The sequence below is a fragment of the Streptomyces wuyuanensis genome (assembly GCF_900103455.1).
In the GTDB taxonomy this organism is placed as follows: domain Bacteria; phylum Actinomycetota; class Actinomycetes; order Streptomycetales; family Streptomycetaceae; genus Streptomyces; species Streptomyces wuyuanensis.
Genome location: NZ_FNHI01000027.1, coordinates 20,028 through 36,358, shown reverse-complemented (window position 1 = coordinate 36,358; position 16,331 = coordinate 20,028). Strand labels below are relative to the sequence as shown.

The following is a 16,331-nucleotide window of genomic DNA, read 5'->3' as shown; positions in this document are numbered from 1 at the left end:
GGACAGCCCCTTCGCCGTGCCGTGCGGCCGGAGCCGGACCACTCCGCGGTGGGACCGCGGCGGGCCGACGACACCGGCCGCTGCCGCCCTGACGTCCCCCGGTGGTCCGGGGCACGGGCGGATCAGCAGACGTCCGGCTTCCGCCAGGTGCATTCGAGATCCGCGGGTGCCGTACGGGGGGCGTTCCGCAGGGCCGGTACGGAGGCGGTGGCGATGGTGCCGCCCGCCGTGTCGGACTTGGCCAGGGTCACCACGATCGCGTCCTCGATGCTCTTCACGGAGGACGCGAGGTAGTTGTTGAGCACGATGCTGAAGACGAGTTCGCGGCCGCCGGCGTCCTCGACGTACCCGGAGAGCGCCGAGGCGCCGGTCAGGGACCCGGTCTTGGCGCGGGCGTTGAGGGCCGCCGGTGTGTTGCACATCCGGGTGCGGAGCGTGCCGCCGAGGGCGCGGTCGGGGTTGCAGGCGACGGGCAGGGAGGCGTGCCAGTCGGCGTACCAGGGAGCGTCGCGGACCGCGAGCAGGAGTCGGGCGAGCTGGTCGGCGGGGAAGACGTTCATCCGGGACAGGCCGGAGCCGTCGACCTGGCGCAGCTTCGCCGCCTCGACGCCCTCCTTCTTCAAGTAGCCGTCGATGGCGGAGAGTCCCGCGCTCCAGGTGCCGCGTCCGGACGTCTCGTAGCCGATCGTCTTGGTCAGCGTCTCGGCGTGCATGTTGTTGGACAGCTTCATGAACGGGAGCATCAGCTCTCTGAGCGGCATGGAGCTGTGGGTCGCGAGGACCTTCGCGCCGGGCGGAGTGGGCCTGCCGAGGTGCGGGGCGCCGGCGACCCGTACGCCGTGGGCGGCCAGGGCGTCGGCGAAGACGGCCGCGGCGTAGCCGGTGGGCTCCCAGACCGTGACCCACTCCTTGGTGGTGGAGCCGCCGACCGGGATGTCCCCGCTGATCACGATGGTGTTGGTGCCGTGCTCGCGCTCGACGGCGAGGGTGTCGGTCTGCCCGGCGGGCACGGTCCTGCCCCGGACGTCGACCCGTACGTAGTCGGTCGGCGGGGTGAGCTTCACCTTCGGCCTGTCGCCGGGCGCGGCACCGGGTGACGCCTCCACGACGACGGTGCCGGAGTCGTAGTCGGTGTCGGGCGCGACGGTCAGCGGTGAGATCTGCGCGGAGTAGTAGGAGGACTCGTCGTCTGCGGCCCAGGACCGGCCCAGACGGCTGGTGTCGAACCGGGTGTCGTCGGCGACGATGCGGCCGGTGACGCCCCGGATGCCCGACTGCCGCAACTGGGCGGCGAGACGCCCGTAGTCGGCGGCGAGCGCCGTGGGGTCGCCGCCGCCTCGGAGGTACAGGTCCCCGTGCAGGACCGGGCCGTGACGGCGGCCGGTGGACAGCACTTCGGTACGGAACCGGTAGTCGGGGCCGAGCAGCGCCATCGCGGCGGTGGACGTGGCGAGTTTCGTGTTGGACGCGGGCATCAGCCGGTCGCCGGCGTCGCGTTCGTAGAGCCGCTCCCCGGTGGTGGCGTCGGCGACGACGACGCTCGCGGCACCGCCGTCCATGCGGGAGTCGGCGAGGATCGTGTCGATCGCGCCCTTGAGGCCGGCGTCGGAGGGCCCTGCCCCGGCGGGTGCGCTGCCGCTGCTCCAGGTGAGCGCGGCGACGAGGCCGAGGGCGAGGGGCCAGGTCCGGGCCCGGAGGACACTGCGTCGGAAGCGGTCGCGGCTCAGGTGCCCGCGTCGGTTCAGGCTCATCACGGGTCTGCTCATGTCACAGGAGGATGGCGGACCCGGCCCGGAGCCGAAAGGAGGCGTGACGCAACGCGTCGGTCATTCCGGGGTTCTGACGGTCAGTGACACCCGGTCGGCGAGGCGGTCCGCCCCCAGGAACAGGGCCGGGTCGCCGACGAGGAGGATCCGGCGGAGCCCGTCCACGGCCGCGAGCGGGGTCAGGTCGACGGGTCGGTCCTGCCACAGGTGCACGACGGAGAGGAAGGGCAGACTGGGGAAGAGATCCGGGACGCGGCGCAGGTTCGGCGCCGCCCGCCTCAGCTCGACCTGCACCCCCTGTGCGTCCGGCACCCGTTCCACGACGGCGAGTTGGCTGTCGTCGAGGAGGAGTGTGGTCAGGGGGCCCGCGGCCGAGAGGTCGGTGAGCGCGGGACACCGGTCGATCTCGACGTCCCGCAGCGCCGCGGGCGCGCCCGTCAGGCAGGCGAGGTCGGTGAGCCGCGGGTTCTGGGAGATGCGGACCGCCGGCGGCGCACAGGACCGGACGGTGGCGGTGATGAGCTCCCCGGGCAGGTCCCCCTGGAAGTGCACAGCGCGTCCGCCGGCGAGGGCGGCGAGCGAGCGGGCCTGTTCGCCGTTGCGCACCGTGAAGTACAGCCCCGACGGGTCGACCGCGGCGATCACGTCCCTGGCGTACTCGTCGTGGCCGTAGCGGTCCCAGGCCCACACGAGCTGCGAACGCACCCGCACCGAGGGGTGCCCGGCGTACCGGGCGAGGAAGGGGACCGCCGCGTCGGAGTCGACGAGCGAGGCGGTGACGACTGTCATCCGTGCCACGTCGTCGTCGCCCGAGTCCTCCGGTCCCGGCAGCAGATCGAGCACCAGCGGTCCCGCGGCGGACAGGGCCCGGGCTTCCTGGACGGTCCTCGGCGGGATGGCCTCGGCCGTGCGGCTCAGCAGCGCCTCGCGGACGGACGGCGCGATCTCCGTCGCCTGTTCCATCGCGGCGGCCGCGACCACCAGGATCCGCAGCTGGGTGGCGCGGTCGGGCGCCGCGTCCGCCGCCGCGAGCAACTCCGTGAAGATCTCGGCGCATTCGCGCGGCCGCGCGTGGGCCACGCTCATCCGGATGACGTCCTCCCACTGGTCGTCGGCCGCGTGCCGGGTGAGGACGCCGATGTGCCACTCGTCGACGATCGCCTTGGCCGCGAGGTAGTCCTGGAAGGTGCGGTGTACGAAGTCCACGGCGCCCGGGGAGGATTCGCGCAGCAGCCCGCTGCGGTGCAGCAGATGGCCGAAGACCGCGTCCGGGTCACCGGCCGCGGCTGCCTCGGGCACCGCCGGGATCGCCCCGACGACCAGCGACTCCGCCCGGGAACGGTCCATCTGGGTCCGGCCGTTGAGCGTCATCCAGTACGCCAGGCGCTGGACGAGCTGGATCTGCGGGGCCTCCGCGAGGTCGATGCCGGAGGGGGCGCCCATGTCCCGCTCCCGGTCGCGGCGGGTGAGCAGCATCGTGAGCGCCGCTTCGTAGAGGGCCTTGCGGCCGCGGGGGAGGAAGCCGCGCCGGTCGCGGTGGAGTGCGCAGATGAGCCCGCACATCAGGGGGTTGGTGGCGAGGGCGGACAGGTCCTGCTTGCCGCGGAGAGCGTCCTGGAGCGGCTGCTCGTACGCTGACGCGTCGGCGCCCGCGGCCCGGTGCCAGCGCCGTACGAAGGTCGCGACCGCCCGGCGGCTCATGGGGGAGAGGGTGAGGTCGGTGAAGCCGTCGGTGGCGAGCCAGTCGTCGCGCACGGCGGAGGGGCGGGACGTGACGAGCCAGCGGTTGCCGCGGCCGTACGCGCCCAGCAGATCGCGCAGCCAGCGGCGGGTGCGGCTCCGCTCGGCCTCGGGGACCTCGTCGAGGCCGTCGACGAGGATCAGCCCGCGGCCGGCGGTCAGGACCCGGTCGGCCCAGCCTTCGGGCGGGGTGAGGGGGCAGCCCACGGCCGACAGGAAGGCGTCGGGGGCGGGCAGCCGCTCGCCGTGGCGGGTGAGGGTGCGCAGCGGCAGGACGAAGGGGACGCGGTCGTGGAGGTAGGCCATCGGTCCGTCCGGGGCCTCATCCGCGGTACGGGTGGCGGACACGGCCAGCCACTGGACGAGGGTGGTCTTGCCGGAGCCGGCGACACCGCGGAGCAGCACCCGGTCGTGGGCGGCGAGGGCCTGGTCCGCGGGCACGGGTTCCGCGTCTGACTCGTGCGTGCGTCCCGCGCCGCGCAGCCACCGGTCGCCGTCGTCCGGCGGCCCCTCGCGCCGGTCCGCCGGCGGTGCGGGCTGCCGGTCCCCGGCCGGCGCGGAGGCCTCCAGGGAGAGGTACGCCGCGTCCAGCGGCCACTCGTCCGGTGAGTCGTGCAGGTCGATGCCGTAGATGGTGAGGCTGCCGTGCCGCCGTGCGACGTACGGGAGGTAGCGGCGCTCGAACGCCGCGTCACGGCCGTCGGTGCGGGGGACGCGCAGGATCAGCTCGTCGAGCTTCGCGATCAGCTCGGCCTGGGTGCGGCTCTGCTCCACCAGGGTGCGGGCGACGAAGGACGAGCGCTGGGTGAAGAACTGCAGGATGTGCAGGCAGGCCCACTCGGTGATCGAGTCGAGGAAGCGGGTGGCGTCCCCGGACAGGCCGGCGGCGGCGCGCTGTGCCGCCGGGGTGGCGCGCAGCCGACGGGCCAGCTCGGTGTGGCCGTGGCGAACCGCCTGGACGTCGTCCATCTCCAGCTCGCCGAGGGCGAGCAGGGTGCGGGCCAGCGCGTCGGCGACGGCCTCGGCCTCGTCGCCGGGGAACGGCGGTTCGCCGGGACGGGCCAGCGACTCGCGGACGAGGGTGCCCGCGAGCCTGCGGACGTCCCGCTCGGTGAGGGTGCGCTTCTCGCCCCGGAACGAGACCAGCCCCGCGAGCCGTACGGGCCTGTCCGTGAGGGCCGCGCCGCCGCCCTCCTGCACCAGCAGGCGCTTGACGAGCGGGGAGAGCGCCGCAGACGCGAGGCGGGTGCCGATCAGTGCGGGCTCCATCGGACTCTCCCCCGTGTCCAGAGGGGCGTATCCCCTCAAACCTGGCGCTTCGGGCGTACTGCCCGGAGTCGGTTGGCGCCTGCCCCTAACGGGACTTTGGTCCCGAAACGGAAGGCCCAAGGTCCCATCGGCCGTGACAAGGCGCACAGGCGTTTCCGACCCTACTAGGCGCCTTAGTGGGGATGTCGGGCCGCGCTCCGGGGTGTTCGACCCCCCGGGGGCGGGACGTCCGGCGGTATGGACCCGATGCCGCGCTGGGCGGGACCGGACAACCCATATGCGCAGCCCCCACGTGCCAATAAACCATCCTTCGTCCGTAGATTTCGGACAATGCCGGACGGGCGATTCGGTTCCGTCAAGGGTCTCGCTCACAGGGGCGTGTCTACGACGAGTTGTCGTAGATGGGGTGTTTGAGCCGAGTTGGGGGTGCGGGTTACCAAGGTGTTGCCCCGGTGCTCAGCCATCGGGTCGCTTCATGTCCCACAGCCCGGAGGTTCTCCCCGCATGTCGAAGCGCACCGCCCCCACCCGTTTCCGCCCGTCCGTGCTCCGTACCCGTGGTGCCGTCGTGGCTGCCGGACTCGGCGCCGCGATGGTCGTCGGAGCCGGTGCCGGCGTCGCGTCCGCCGACACGGTCAAGAGCGCCCCGGCCGCCGCCGAGGCGAAGCCGGTCGCGGCGAAGAAGGCCAAGGCCAACGCCTGGGTCAAGCCGGTATCCGGCTACACCCTGACCGCCAGCTTCAACCAGGGCGGCGCCATGTGGTCCCACAAGCACTCCGGCCAGGACTTCGCCGTCCCGGTCGGTACCCCGGTCAAGGCCGCCAGCGGCGGTGTCGTCGTCAAGGCCGGCCCGAACGGCGGCGGTGACGGTTCCGCCTACGGCAACGCGATCGTGATCAAGCACGGCAACGGCAAGTACTCGCAGTACGCGCACCTGTCGAAGATCAACGTGAACGTCGGCCAGACCGTGAACGCGGGCAAGCTCATCGCCCTGTCCGGCAACACCGGCAACTCGTCCGGCCCGCACCTGCACTTCGAGATCCGCACCACCCCCAACTACGGCTCGGCCCTGAACCCGGCGAACTTCCTGCGCGCGCAGGGCGTCACCATCTGACGCTCCCCGCCTCGCGCGGTACGGCTCACGCCCGCGGGCCGTGATGCGCCTGCGACACCAGATCGATGGCGACCTCGAGGACGGCTTCACGCTTCTCCTCGGGGTCGCCTTCGACGTTCTGCATGAAGAACATCCCGGCGTGCATCGTGAAGAGCGCGCTGACGCAGCGCACACGGTCGGTCATGGCCAGGCCCGGCTCCTGGATCAGCCGGGTCATCGTGACCATGAGCCGACGACGGGCGGACGGACAGGCGAAAGGGGGGTGCGGGCACAGCCCGCGGCGGCCGAGGCCCGGCCCGGGACGATCAGTCCGGGAATGCCGGCCGGCGAAAGCTGCCCGTGTTCGTCGGCGCGTGCTCCGGGAGCCAGAGGACGGCGATCGCACCTCCGGCCGCACCCGGCGACGCGACGCCTTCGGGAGCCCCGTTGCGGAAGGTCAGCCGGGCGCCGAGGACGCGGGCCTGCCCGGCGGCGATGGTCAGGCCCAGACCGTGGCCCGTCCCCGCCCGGTCGCTCGCGCCGGTGCGGAACCGGCTCGGCCCCTCGCGCAGCAGCGCCTCCGGGAAGCCGGGACCGTGGTCGCGGACCCGGACCACCCGGCCCTCGACGGTGACCTCGATCGGCGGCCTGCCGTACTTGGCGGCGTTGGTCAGCAGATTCAGCAGGATCCGCTCCAGCCGCCTCGGGTCCGTGCTGACCCACGACTCGTGCACGACGCTGATCACCACCCCGGGGTCGAGCACGGCGACCCTGCGGCTGACGAACTCCCCCAGAGCGATCTCCTGGAGCTCGGCCCGCTCCGACGCGCCGTCCAGCCGCGCCACCTCCAGCACGTCCTCGACCAGGGTGCGCATCGCCCGCGCCCGGTCCCGAACCAGCTCGGTGGGGCGGCCGGGCGGCAGCAGTTCCGCCGCCGTCACCAGACCGGTCACCGGTGTGCGCAGTTCGTGCGCGATGTCCGCGGTGACCCGGCGTTCGGCCTCGATGCGCTCGTTGAGGGCGTCGGTCAGGGCGTCGACCGCCCGCGCCAGTTCGTCGGTCTCGTCCCGTACGACCCCGCCGACGGCCTCCCGGACCCGTACGTCCGTGTTGCCCTGGGCCACCTTGCCCGCCGCCGCCGCGGCCTTCCGGAGCCGGCGCGACAGCTGCCCGCCGATGAGCACGCCCAGCGCACAGCCGCCGAAGACGACCGACACCGAACCGATCACGAGGGCGCGGTCGAGGTCCTTCATGATGTCGGCACTGCGGCCGGGTATCCGGCTGTGCAGGGACAGCACGTCGCCGTTGCCGAGCGGCACGGCCGCCCAGATGTCCGGCGCGGGGCCCTTCCCCTGCACATAGGTGGCCTGCCGTCCGTCGGCGAGCAGGCTCCGCAGCGGCCGGGGCAGTTCCGGGTCGTTGAGCTTCGAGCCGAGCTTCGGCTCGGTCCTCGGCTTGGTGGTCTCGTAGATGCGCTGCGCGAAGAGCAGCCGGCTCATCTGCAGGTCGCGCGAGGTCTCCAGCATCGACACCCGGGCGGCGTTGTGCACGACCAGGCTCAGCGCGAACGCGATCAGCGCACCCACCGCGGCGATCGCGATGCTGATCTTCCAGCGGACACCGGTCCGCAGGGCCGGTCTCCTCATGCCTTGAGCTTGTACCCGAAGCCGCGGACCGTCTCGATCCGGTCCTGCCCGATCTTCGTGCGGAGCCGCTGCACGTGGACGTCGACGACACGGGTGTCCCCGCCCCAGCCGTAGTCCCAGACGCGTTCCAGCAGCTTGTCGCGCGAGAGGACAGTCCCGGGCGCGGAGGAGAACTCCAGCAGCAGCCGCATCTCCGTGGGGGTGAGCCCGACCGGCCGGCCGTCCCGGCGGACCTCCATGCCCTCCGTGTCGACCTCCAGGTCGCCGAAGGTCAGCACGCCGCGCTCGCCGGGCGCGTCGGTGTCGCCCGTGACCCCGCCCGCATGGCCGAACCGGCGCAGCACGGCTCGGATCCGGGCGACCAGCACGGCCCCGTCGAACGGCTTCGTGACGTAGTCGTCGGCACCCGCCTCCAGCCCGAGCACCACGTCGATCGAGTCCGCCCGCGCCGACAGCATGATCACGGGCACGGTCGACTCGTCCCGGATCCTGCGGCAGAGGCTGACCCCGTCGAGACCGGGCAGCATCACGTCGAGCAGCGCGATGTCCGGCTTGTTGGCGCGGAACGCCTCGAGACCGGCCAGTCCGTCCGGCATCGCGGTCACCGCGAAGCCGTCGCGCTCCAGCGCCAGCTGGGTGGCCTCACGGATGACGTCGTCGTCCTCGACGAACAGCACATGTGTCTCGGCCATCCCTCAGCTCTCTCGGCTCTCGTCTCTCGATCGTTGTCTGCGTTCCCGGCAGGTGCCGGGTGGCGCCCGGGGGCGGTCCGGCCGTACGCCTCGGCGTACGGCCGGTACTCGGCGGCGCGGCGGGCAAGCGGGTCAGTTCTCGCTCGGCGCCGGTGTCGCCGGAGGTTCTTCCTCACCGCCGGCGACCCGGCTGTACTCGTTCTGCACCCGGTCGTGCTCGGTGAACTTGGTCCCCGACCAGCGATAGGTGGTCACGATCTCGCCCGACGGGTAGGTGACCGGGTCGTCCTTGGCGTACACCTGCTGTGTGACGACGAGGTCCCCGCGGTCGATCGTCGCGTAGACGGCGGGCTCCTCCTTCGCGAAGACATTCTCGTACGTCCCGTCCGTCGCCCGGTACACATACGTACCGATCCCCACGGCATCCCCGCACGTCATCAGGTTCACCACCACGTCCGGCGCCGTCGCGTTGTCCGTGATGCTGCCGTACGAGGTGTCGATCGCGTAGGCGTCGGCCGCGCAGGGCCGCAGGTCCGCCTTGACCTGCTTGCTGACCTTGGGGTCGCTCTTCAGCAGGGCGACCGCGTCGACCTTCCTCAGCGGAGAGGTCGTGGCGGTCGGCGCCGTCGTCGAGGGGGACTGCGCCACCGGGTCCGTACGCGCCGGACCCTCGTCGCGGATGCCCATGCCGCCGGTGGAGCAGCCCACCGCGAGCAGCCCGAAGGCGGCGAGGCCGGCCATCGCCGTGCCACTCGCCGCCCATGGGCCCAGGAGCCCTCCGAGAGGGGGGCCGCCCCGCGGGCCGGTCCCGTCCCCGGGGCCGCCGCCTCCGATCAGGCCGCGCAACGCTCCTGCCCCCGTTCCTCACGCCGTGCGTGCGAGTGGTTCCCGTGATCCGAACGCTCCAGGGTCCGGGCGTTGAGCTCACGGCTCTCCAGCTCCTGGCGGAGCCGGGCGAGCGCCCGGTGCAGCGTGCTCTTCACGGTACCCGTCGACATGCCGAGCGCGGCGGCCGTCTCCTCGGTGCTCATCTGCTCCCAGTGCCGCAGCACGACGACGCTGCGCTGCTTGGGCGCGAGCACCTTCAGGACGTCCATCAGCAGGGCCCGGTCCGCGTGCTGCTCGGTGACGTCCTCGACGCTGGCGTCCGGCAGCTGCTCGGTGGGGACCTCTTCCAGCTTGCGGGCCCGCCACCACTCCGTACGCGTGTTGATCATGACGCGGCGCAGATAGGCGTCGGCGAGGGACTTGTCGGCTATGCCGTCCCAGCGGCCGTAGGTGCGCACCAGCGCGGTCTGCAGCAGGTCCTGGGCGTCGACCGGGTCGGGGACGAGCCGTCGTGCGCTGCGCAGCAGTGCATCCTGCCGCGTACGGACGTACTCCTCGAACTCGAGCACCTCTGCGTGCGCCATTCCAACCGCCTCCGTTCCCCGTTCCAGCCCCGTGACAAGCCGTGTGTTTCCGTGGTCTCGCTTACGCCACAAGAAATTACGGAGCAGTTGTCACGAGGCTGTGCGGAGAAGCCGTCGGAGGACGCACGGCCGTCCATCGGTTGTGTAACAGGCGGGGTCGGCCACCGATTCTCAGGTCAGAGGCAACCGGAACCGATCATTCTCCAGGGGCTCGACCAAACCGTCCGAGACCAGGCCGTCCAGGGCGCGGGCCCGCTGGACGGGTTCGTCCCAGACCCGGTCGAGCACGGCGCGCGGCACCGGCCGCACGGCCTCCCGGAGCACCGCGAGGAGCTTGCCGCGCACCTGCCGGTCCGTGCCGGCGTAGGTCTGGCCGCGACGGGGCGGTCCGTCGTGCGCCGGCTTGCCGGCGAGGCGCCAGGCGCACAGCCCGGCGACGGGGCAGCGCCCGCAGTCCTCGTTGCGGGCCGTGCAGACGAGGGCGCCCAGTTCCATGGAGGCGGCGGCCCAGCGGGCCGCCCTCGGCTCGTCGTCCGGCAGCAGCGCGCGCGCCAGCCTGCGCTCGGCCGCCGTCGTCGCGTTCGGCGGGTACTGGACGCCGGTGACGGCGCGGGCGAACACCCGGCGGACGTTGGTGTCCAGGACCGGGTGCCGCTGCCCGTACGCGAACGACGCCACGGCAGCGGCCGTGTACTCGCCGATTCCGGGCAGGGCGAGCAGCTGGGCGTGCTCGCTGGGTACGTCACCGCCGTGCCGCTCCGTTATCGCGACCGCGGCTCCGTGCAGCCGCAGCGCCCGGCGGGGGTAGCCCAGGCGGCCCCAGGCGCGCACGGCCTCGCCCGGAGCCTCGGCGGCCAGGTCCGCGGGGCGGGGCCAGCGGGCCAGCCACTGCTCGTACACCGGGAGCACCCGGTTGACGGGGGTCTGCTGCAGCATGAACTCACTGACCATCACACCCCAGGCACCGGCCTCGGGGCGGCGCCAGGGCAGGTCACGGGCGTGCTGGTCGAACCAGGCGAGGACGGGGTCGTGGAGCTCGGCGGCGGCCTCGGCGGCGCCGGGTACACCGTCCGGGTCGGAGGGGACGTCGGTCACGGAGGAGGGCATCTCGGTCGCAGTCATGGCACCTCCGATCCTGGCATGTTCAGCGCCGGACGCGGCGTATGCGCTCCGGGCGGCCCGCGAGGGGGTCCGGGTCGGAGTACACGGCCGCGTCCGGATCGGTGTATTTCACACCGGCGTCCGCGGCGGGGAAGCCAGCGCCGGGACCCGTCTCCCCGGCGGGCCCGGGGCCCGCGAACCACTGCGCCAGCGGGGAGCGGCTGGTGCGGACGGTCGCGACGAGTGACGTGGCCGGCCGGGTCAGCACCCGCACGGACACCACGGCGACGATTCCGCCCAGCAGCAGGCCCGCGGCCACGTCGTGCGGGTAGTGCACTCCTACGAAGACGCGGGAGAAGGCCATGAGCAGGGCCATGGGAACGGTGAGCCACGCGATCCGCGGCCGTACGACCACGAGCGCGGCCGCCGCCGCGCCGGCGATCGCCGAGTGGTTGCTCGGGAACGACCAGTCGCCCGTCGGCGGGCACGGCACCAGTGACACGGCGGCCCCCGCGACGGCGCGGCACGGACGCTCCTCGTCCACCAGCGACTTCAGGGACTCACTGCACGCATAGCCCGTCGCGGTGGCGAGCGGGGCCAGCAGGGCCAGGGCCATCCGGCCCGCTTCCAGGCCCCGTGCCCGCCACCACGCCAGCGCGAAGAGCGCGCCGAAGAGCAGCAGGCCCGCCTCCGTCCAGAGTTCGGCGGCGTCGTGCACCCAGTGCGGGGTGGAGCGGGCGTAGTCGGTGAGATCGCGGTACAAGCCGCCGGAGATGTCGCTGTCCATGACCAGGACCGTACGCGGGCGAGGGCGCCACCCACCCGCCGCGGTCGGCCGAACCCCTTTCCAGGCAACCGGAATCAGGGGCGCATGATGATGATCGGCACATTCGGGAGCCATGAGCGGCGGGTGGGGCCGGAGTTGCCCGCCGATCTCTCGTACAGTTCGGTACGTGGGATCTCTGCGCAATCCGGTCGGGCCCCTTCCCTCCTCCATTTACTGGCGGCGAAGGGCGGTCGCGCTGCTGCTGTTCGCGCTGCTCGCACTGCTGATCGCATGGGCCGTCAGCTCCGGTGACCCCGGCGGCGGCACGGGCGACGACGGCAAGCCGGGCGGCGCCAAGCCCGCACCCTCCATCACGCCGGGCCCCAGCGGTTCGGGTCCCGCGATCAGTGAACAGCCCGGCGGCCGCGATGAGTCGGACGGTACCGGTGGTGGCGACGGCACGGGCGGCGACGCGGGCACGGGTGCGGAGACCGGCGGCGGCGACGGCAAGAACGGCGATCCCGGCGCCGGCGGCGCAGCGAACGGCGGCGCGGCGAACGGCGGTGGTACCGGCCGGGCCGAGCAGGTCCCGGCGGGCTCCTCACTCCCCGACTGCGCCCCGGGAGCCGTCGAGTTGACGGTACGCAGCGTCAGGCCCGCCTACGCGCCGGGACAGAAGCCGCAGTTCGAACTCTCCGTGCACAACGGCTCGTCCGTCACCTGCAAGGCCGATCTCGGGCCCGGGAAGGCGGTGTTGACCGTGTCGTCCATCGACGACGGCGAGAAGGACAAGGTGTGGTCCTCGAAGGACTGCCCGACCGCCGGCGCCTCCCTCCTCCTGAAGGTCCCGGCGGGCCGGACCGTGACCCACACCGTGGACTGGGACCGCCGCAGGAGCGCACCGCAGTGCGCGACCCCGCCGGCCGCTCCCGCCGCACCGGGCTCGTACCTGCTGGAGGCGGCGTTCCCGGGGGCGTCGGTGGCGCCGGCGTCGTTCCGGCTGGAGAAGGACTAGTACCGGCTCCGGCCCGCACGGCGGCCGATGCGGTGTCACGAAGAGGCAAGCGCCGCTTCGCCAGGCGCCCGCCGGGCCCGTCAGACGTAGCGCTCCAGGATGGACGACTCGGCGAGGCGGGACAGACCTTCGCGGACGCTGCGGGCGCGGGCCTCACCGACGCCGTCGACCGCCTGGAGGTCGTCGACGCTCGCGGCCAGCAGCTTCTGCAGGCCGCCGAAGTGCTCGACGAGCCGCTCGATGATCGCTCCGGGCAGTCGCGGCACCTTGGCGAGCAGCCGGTAACCGCGCGGGGAGACCGCGGAGTCCAGGGTCTCGGGCGAGCCGCTGTACCCCAGGGCGCGCGCCACGATGGGCAGTTCAAGCAGTTCTGCATGGGTCAGGTCGTTGAGCTCGGCGAGCGCCTCGTCGACCGTGCGGGAGCGCTTGGCGGTCGGCTCCGGGACGTAGTCGCGGATGACGAGCCCGCGCTCCGGCTCCACGCCGGCGATCAACTCGTCGAGCTGGAGCGCGAGGAGCCGGCCGTCGGTCCCGAGTTCCACCACGTACTCCGCGATCTCCGTGGCGATGCGGCGCACCATCTCCAGCCGCTGCGCGACCGCCGTCACATCGCGGACCGTCACCAGGTCCTCGATCTCCAGGGCCGAGAGGGTGCCGGCGACCTCGTCCAGCCGGAGCTTGTAGCGCTCCAGCGTGGCCAGCGCCTGGTTGGCCCGGGAGAGGATCGCCGCGGACTCCTCCAGGACTCGCCGCTCGCCGTCCACGTAGAGCGCGATGAGGCGCATCGACTGGGACACGGAGACGACGGGGAAGCCGCACTGCTTGGACACGCGGTCCGCGGTGCGGTGCCGGGTGCCGGTCTCCTCGGTCGGGATCGACGCGTCGGGGACGAGCTGGACACCGGCCCGGTGGATCTTGGTGATGTCCTTGTCCAGGATCAGCGCACCGTCGAGCTTGCACAGCTCGCGCAGCCGGGTGGCCGTGAACTCCACGTCGAGCACGAAGCCGCCCGTGCACATGGATTCGACCGATTTATCCATTCCCAGGACGATGAGACCGCCCGTGCTGCCCCGAAGAATGCGCTCGAGACCGTCACGCAGAGCGGTGCCCGGGGCGACCGCACTGAGCGAGGCGCGCATCAGCGCGTCCGTGCCGGATCCCCCGGGGCCTCCGCCGGACTTTCCGGGTGCTGAGCCCCGGTCGTTGGCTGCCACTGCACTCCTCCGGCTCGTACGGGCGGGCGAGACCAGGGCAAAGTCTACCGGCGCGGGTCGTCCGCCCGTGGGGCCTCTGCTCGACGCCCGCGTGGGAGCACTCTCAGCGCGTCCCCCATGTCGGCGACTTCCGTGACCTTCATACCAGGCGGGACCTTGCCCGGATCGGACGGGACCAGCGCCTGGGTGAAGCCCAGACGGTGCGCCTCGGCCAGCCGGCGCTGGACGCCCGTGACGCGTCTCACCTCGCCGGCGAGGCCCACTTCGCCGATCGCCACCAGGTTCTTCGGCAGCGGGGTGTCGCTCGCCGCGGAGGCCAGCGCCAGTGCGACCGCGAGGTCCGCGGCGGGCTCGGAGAGCTTCACACCGCCGACTGTCGCGCTGTAGATGTCCCTTTTGCCCAGGGCGCTGATCCGGCCGCGCTGCTCCAGCACGGCCAGCATCATCGACACCCGGGAGGTCTCCAGCCCGGAGGTGGTGCGCCGGGGAGAGGGGATCTGCGAGTCGACGGTCAGCGCCTGCACCTCGGCGACCAGGGGGCGGCGGCCCTCGAGCGTCACCGTGAGGCAGGTGCCCGGTACCGGCTCGTCGCGCCTGGTGAGGAACAGGCCGCTGGGGTCGGCGAGTCCGGTGATCCCCTCGTCGTGCAGCTCGAAGCAGCCGACCTCGTCCGTGGCTCCGTACCGGTTTTTGACGCCCCGTACGAGCCGCAGCCGCGCGTGCCGGTCGCCCTCGAAGTGGAGCACCACGTCCACGAGATGCTCCAGCAGACGCGGACCGGCGATCGCGCCGTCCTTGGTGACGTGGCCCACCAGCAGCGTGGACATGCCCCGCTCCTTGGAGGCGCGGATCAGCGCGCCGGCAACCTCCCGGACCTGCGCCATCCCGCCGGGCGCCCCGTCGATCTCGGGGGAGGCCACCGTCTGGACGGAGTCGAGGACCAGCAGGGAGGGCTTGACGGCGTCGAGATGGCCGAGGATCGCGGACAGATCGGTCTCGGCGGCGAGGTAGAGATGGTCGTTCAGCGCGCCGATCCGGTCGGCTCGCAGCCGGACCTGACTCGCGGACTCCTCGCCCGTCACATAGAGCGTGCGGTGGTCGTCGCTCGCCGCCTTCGCCGCGACGTCGAGCAGGAGCGTGGACTTGCCGACGCCCGGTTCGCCCGCGAGGAGCACCACGGCGCCCGGGACCAGCCCGCCGCCGAGCACCCGGTCCAGCTCGTCGACACCGGTCGTGCGAGCGGTCGCCTGCCGGCCGTCCACCTGGCCGATGGGCAGGGCGGCGTTGGTGACCCGGCCGACGGCGGTCGTGCGGACCGCGGGCGCCCCGTACTCCTCCACCGTGCCCCACGCCTGGCATTCGGGGCAGCGGCCGAGCCATTTGGCGGTCGTCCATCCGCATTCGGTGCAGCGGTAGGACGGCCGGTCCTTGGAGGTCTTCGTACGGGCAGCCATGCGGGAAACCGTAGCGGCGCACACCGACAACGCGCCGAATGGGCGCTATTCCAGCCGATGCAACATCCGGCGTGCCGCCTCGGCACCCCCGGTGCCCCTGCCGTTCGGGGTGTGGTGGTGGTTGGCTTTCCCTGAGCCGCACCTGCCCGCCCCCGCGTCGGGCGTCATGCCCGACGGCGTCCTACGCGACGATCCGCCCGCACCGCACCCCTGCAGCCTCTTCAGACCCGACCCGGGAATCTTCTGGCACACCCTGGTCCGGCTACCAGCCGTCCGCAGCCAGTGGCTGCGCGAGATCTTGAGAACCTCACGCAGGACACGCGCACGCCTCTTCTGATCAGCCAGCAGAAGACGCCGAGGCTCAGCCTCCGACCTTCGGGTGATCATGCCTCCGCAATCGAACAGCGCCAGACGGTGGTGCCTCCCGAAGTGGTGGACATCTGCTGTCCGTTGAGTTTGGGAGTCACTCACGGCCCGGCGGGTGGTTTGTGCGACATCCCGTGAGTAGTTGAGGTACAGGAAATCCTGGCGAGATTGATCTTGGTCGGAACGGCTGGCCGAGGAAACTCGGTCGGGCGTTCCGGATGAAGTGCTACAGCTCCGCGGTCAGAGCTCGCCGCGGCGTGCGAGCTGCTTCAGCACGTTCTCGCGGATGATCTCGTTCTCGTCGTCGCGGAACCCCTCGAGGGCTTCCCGGGCCTCCGCGCCGGGAATGGCGCCGAGAGCCCAGATCGCCTTCACCGCGAGCGCCCGGTTCTCGTCCCAGTCCAGGTACTCGGGAACCCAGCGAGTCGCCTCGACCAGCGTCGGCACCGTGCTGGGCGAGCGGAGCTTGCCCAGCATTCGCACGACGTCCTCGTGGCGCGTGTGCCAGTCGGCACGGGACAGCTCGATCAACGGCTCCAGGAACTCCTCACCCGAGGCGTCGGCGGAGGCCTTCACGATCAACGCCATCCCGACGTCGTCGGCGTCCCGGCGCTCCATGGCGTCCCGGAGCAGACGGAGCGCCAAGGCCCCACCGTCGGACTCGCCGAAGTGGGCGAACACCTCGTCGAGCGTACGCCTCCGGCCCTTACCCGGTACGAACACCAGACCCTTGACCAGATCCTGCTCCTCAGGGGTCATCGCCTGACCACCTCCCGTGCGCTGAACGCCCCAGCACTT

The 16,331-nt window shown here is 72.3% G+C and carries 13 protein-coding genes and 1 pseudogene; 2 read left to right on the top strand and 12 right to left on the bottom strand.

Annotated elements, in window-relative coordinates:
- Positions 1-122 precede the first annotated feature (122 nt).
- On the bottom strand, positions 123-1,751 hold the full coding sequence (gene dacB / locus BLT82_RS30960; RefSeq protein ID WP_093660843.1) for a D-alanyl-D-alanine carboxypeptidase/D-alanyl-D-alanine endopeptidase: 1,629 nt from the start codon (positions 1,749-1,751) through the stop codon (positions 123-125).
- Between the two features lie 75 nt (positions 1,752-1,826).
- Entirely contained in the window at positions 1,827-4,775 is a 2,949-nt protein-coding gene (locus BLT82_RS30955) for an NACHT domain-containing protein (RefSeq protein ID WP_093660841.1), read from the bottom strand.
- 504 nt (positions 4,776-5,279) lie between these two features.
- Between BLT82_RS30955 and BLT82_RS30950 the strand changes: the two genes are divergently transcribed.
- Entirely contained in the window at positions 5,280-5,888 is a 609-nt protein-coding gene (locus tag BLT82_RS30950) for a M23 family metallopeptidase (protein WP_093660839.1), read from the top strand.
- A 25-nt stretch (positions 5,889-5,913) separates the two neighbouring features.
- Here BLT82_RS30950 and BLT82_RS30945 read toward each other — a convergent pair.
- The 7 genes and pseudogenes from BLT82_RS30945 to BLT82_RS30915 form a co-directional block, all read right to left on the bottom strand.
- A pseudogene (locus tag BLT82_RS30945) lies at positions 5,914-6,093 on the bottom strand (TetR family transcriptional regulator); the annotation flags it as partial.
- A gap of 100 nt (positions 6,094-6,193) precedes the next feature.
- Complete coding sequence (cseC, locus tag BLT82_RS30940; protein WP_093660837.1) at positions 6,194-7,513, bottom strand: two-component system sensor histidine kinase CseC; 1,320 nt, start codon at positions 7,511-7,513, stop codon at positions 6,194-6,196.
- Entirely contained in the window at positions 7,510-8,205 is a 696-nt protein-coding gene (cseB, locus tag BLT82_RS30935) for a two-component system response regulator CseB (RefSeq protein ID WP_093660835.1), read from the bottom strand. The genes cseC and cseB overlap by 4 nt, the downstream gene beginning before the upstream one ends.
- A 132-nt stretch (positions 8,206-8,337) precedes the next feature.
- Positions 8,338-8,946 carry a hypothetical protein gene (locus BLT82_RS30930; protein ID WP_093660833.1) on the bottom strand — a complete coding sequence of 203 codons (609 nt, stop codon included), beginning with the start codon at positions 8,944-8,946 and terminating at the stop codon, positions 8,338-8,340.
- A 92-nt stretch (positions 8,947-9,038) separates the two neighbouring features.
- Positions 9,039-9,617: a SigE family RNA polymerase sigma factor gene (locus BLT82_RS30925; protein WP_093660831.1), complete on the bottom strand. Its 579-nt coding sequence runs from the start codon at positions 9,615-9,617 to the stop codon at positions 9,039-9,041.
- Between the two features lie 171 nt (positions 9,618-9,788).
- A complete protein-coding gene (locus tag BLT82_RS30920; protein WP_093660829.1) occupies positions 9,789-10,739 on the bottom strand; it encodes an HhH-GPD family protein in 951 nt (316 codons plus the stop codon).
- A gap of 22 nt (positions 10,740-10,761) precedes the next feature.
- A complete protein-coding gene (locus BLT82_RS30915) occupies positions 10,762-11,505 on the bottom strand; it encodes a phosphatase PAP2 family protein (RefSeq protein WP_093660827.1) in 744 nt (247 codons plus the stop codon).
- 166 nt (positions 11,506-11,671) lie between these two features.
- Here BLT82_RS30915 and BLT82_RS30910 point away from each other — a divergent pair, with 166 nt between their 5' ends.
- The gene (locus BLT82_RS30910) at positions 11,672-12,499 is read left to right on the top strand and encodes a hypothetical protein (RefSeq protein ID WP_093660825.1); all 828 of its coding nucleotides are present in this window, start codon (positions 11,672-11,674) and stop codon (positions 12,497-12,499) included.
- Between the two features lie 80 nt (positions 12,500-12,579).
- On the opposite strand, the gene disA is transcribed toward BLT82_RS30910, so the two are convergent.
- The 3 genes from disA to BLT82_RS30890 form a co-directional block, all read right to left on the bottom strand.
- Positions 12,580-13,713 carry a DNA integrity scanning diadenylate cyclase DisA gene (gene disA, locus BLT82_RS30905; RefSeq protein ID WP_093660823.1) on the bottom strand — a complete coding sequence of 378 codons (1,134 nt, stop codon included), beginning with the start codon at positions 13,711-13,713 and terminating at the stop codon, positions 12,580-12,582.
- Positions 13,714-13,757: 44 nt separating this feature from the next.
- Positions 13,758-15,167, bottom strand: a complete 1,410-nt coding sequence (gene radA / locus BLT82_RS30900; RefSeq protein ID WP_093660821.1) for a DNA repair protein RadA — start codon at positions 15,165-15,167, stop codon at positions 13,758-13,760.
- A 606-nt stretch (positions 15,168-15,773) separates the two neighbouring features.
- Positions 15,774-16,292, bottom strand: coding sequence for a HEAT repeat domain-containing protein (locus BLT82_RS30890; protein WP_093660819.1), 519 nt, complete (start codon positions 16,290-16,292; stop codon positions 15,774-15,776).
- Between the last annotated feature and the right edge of the window lie 39 nt (positions 16,293-16,331).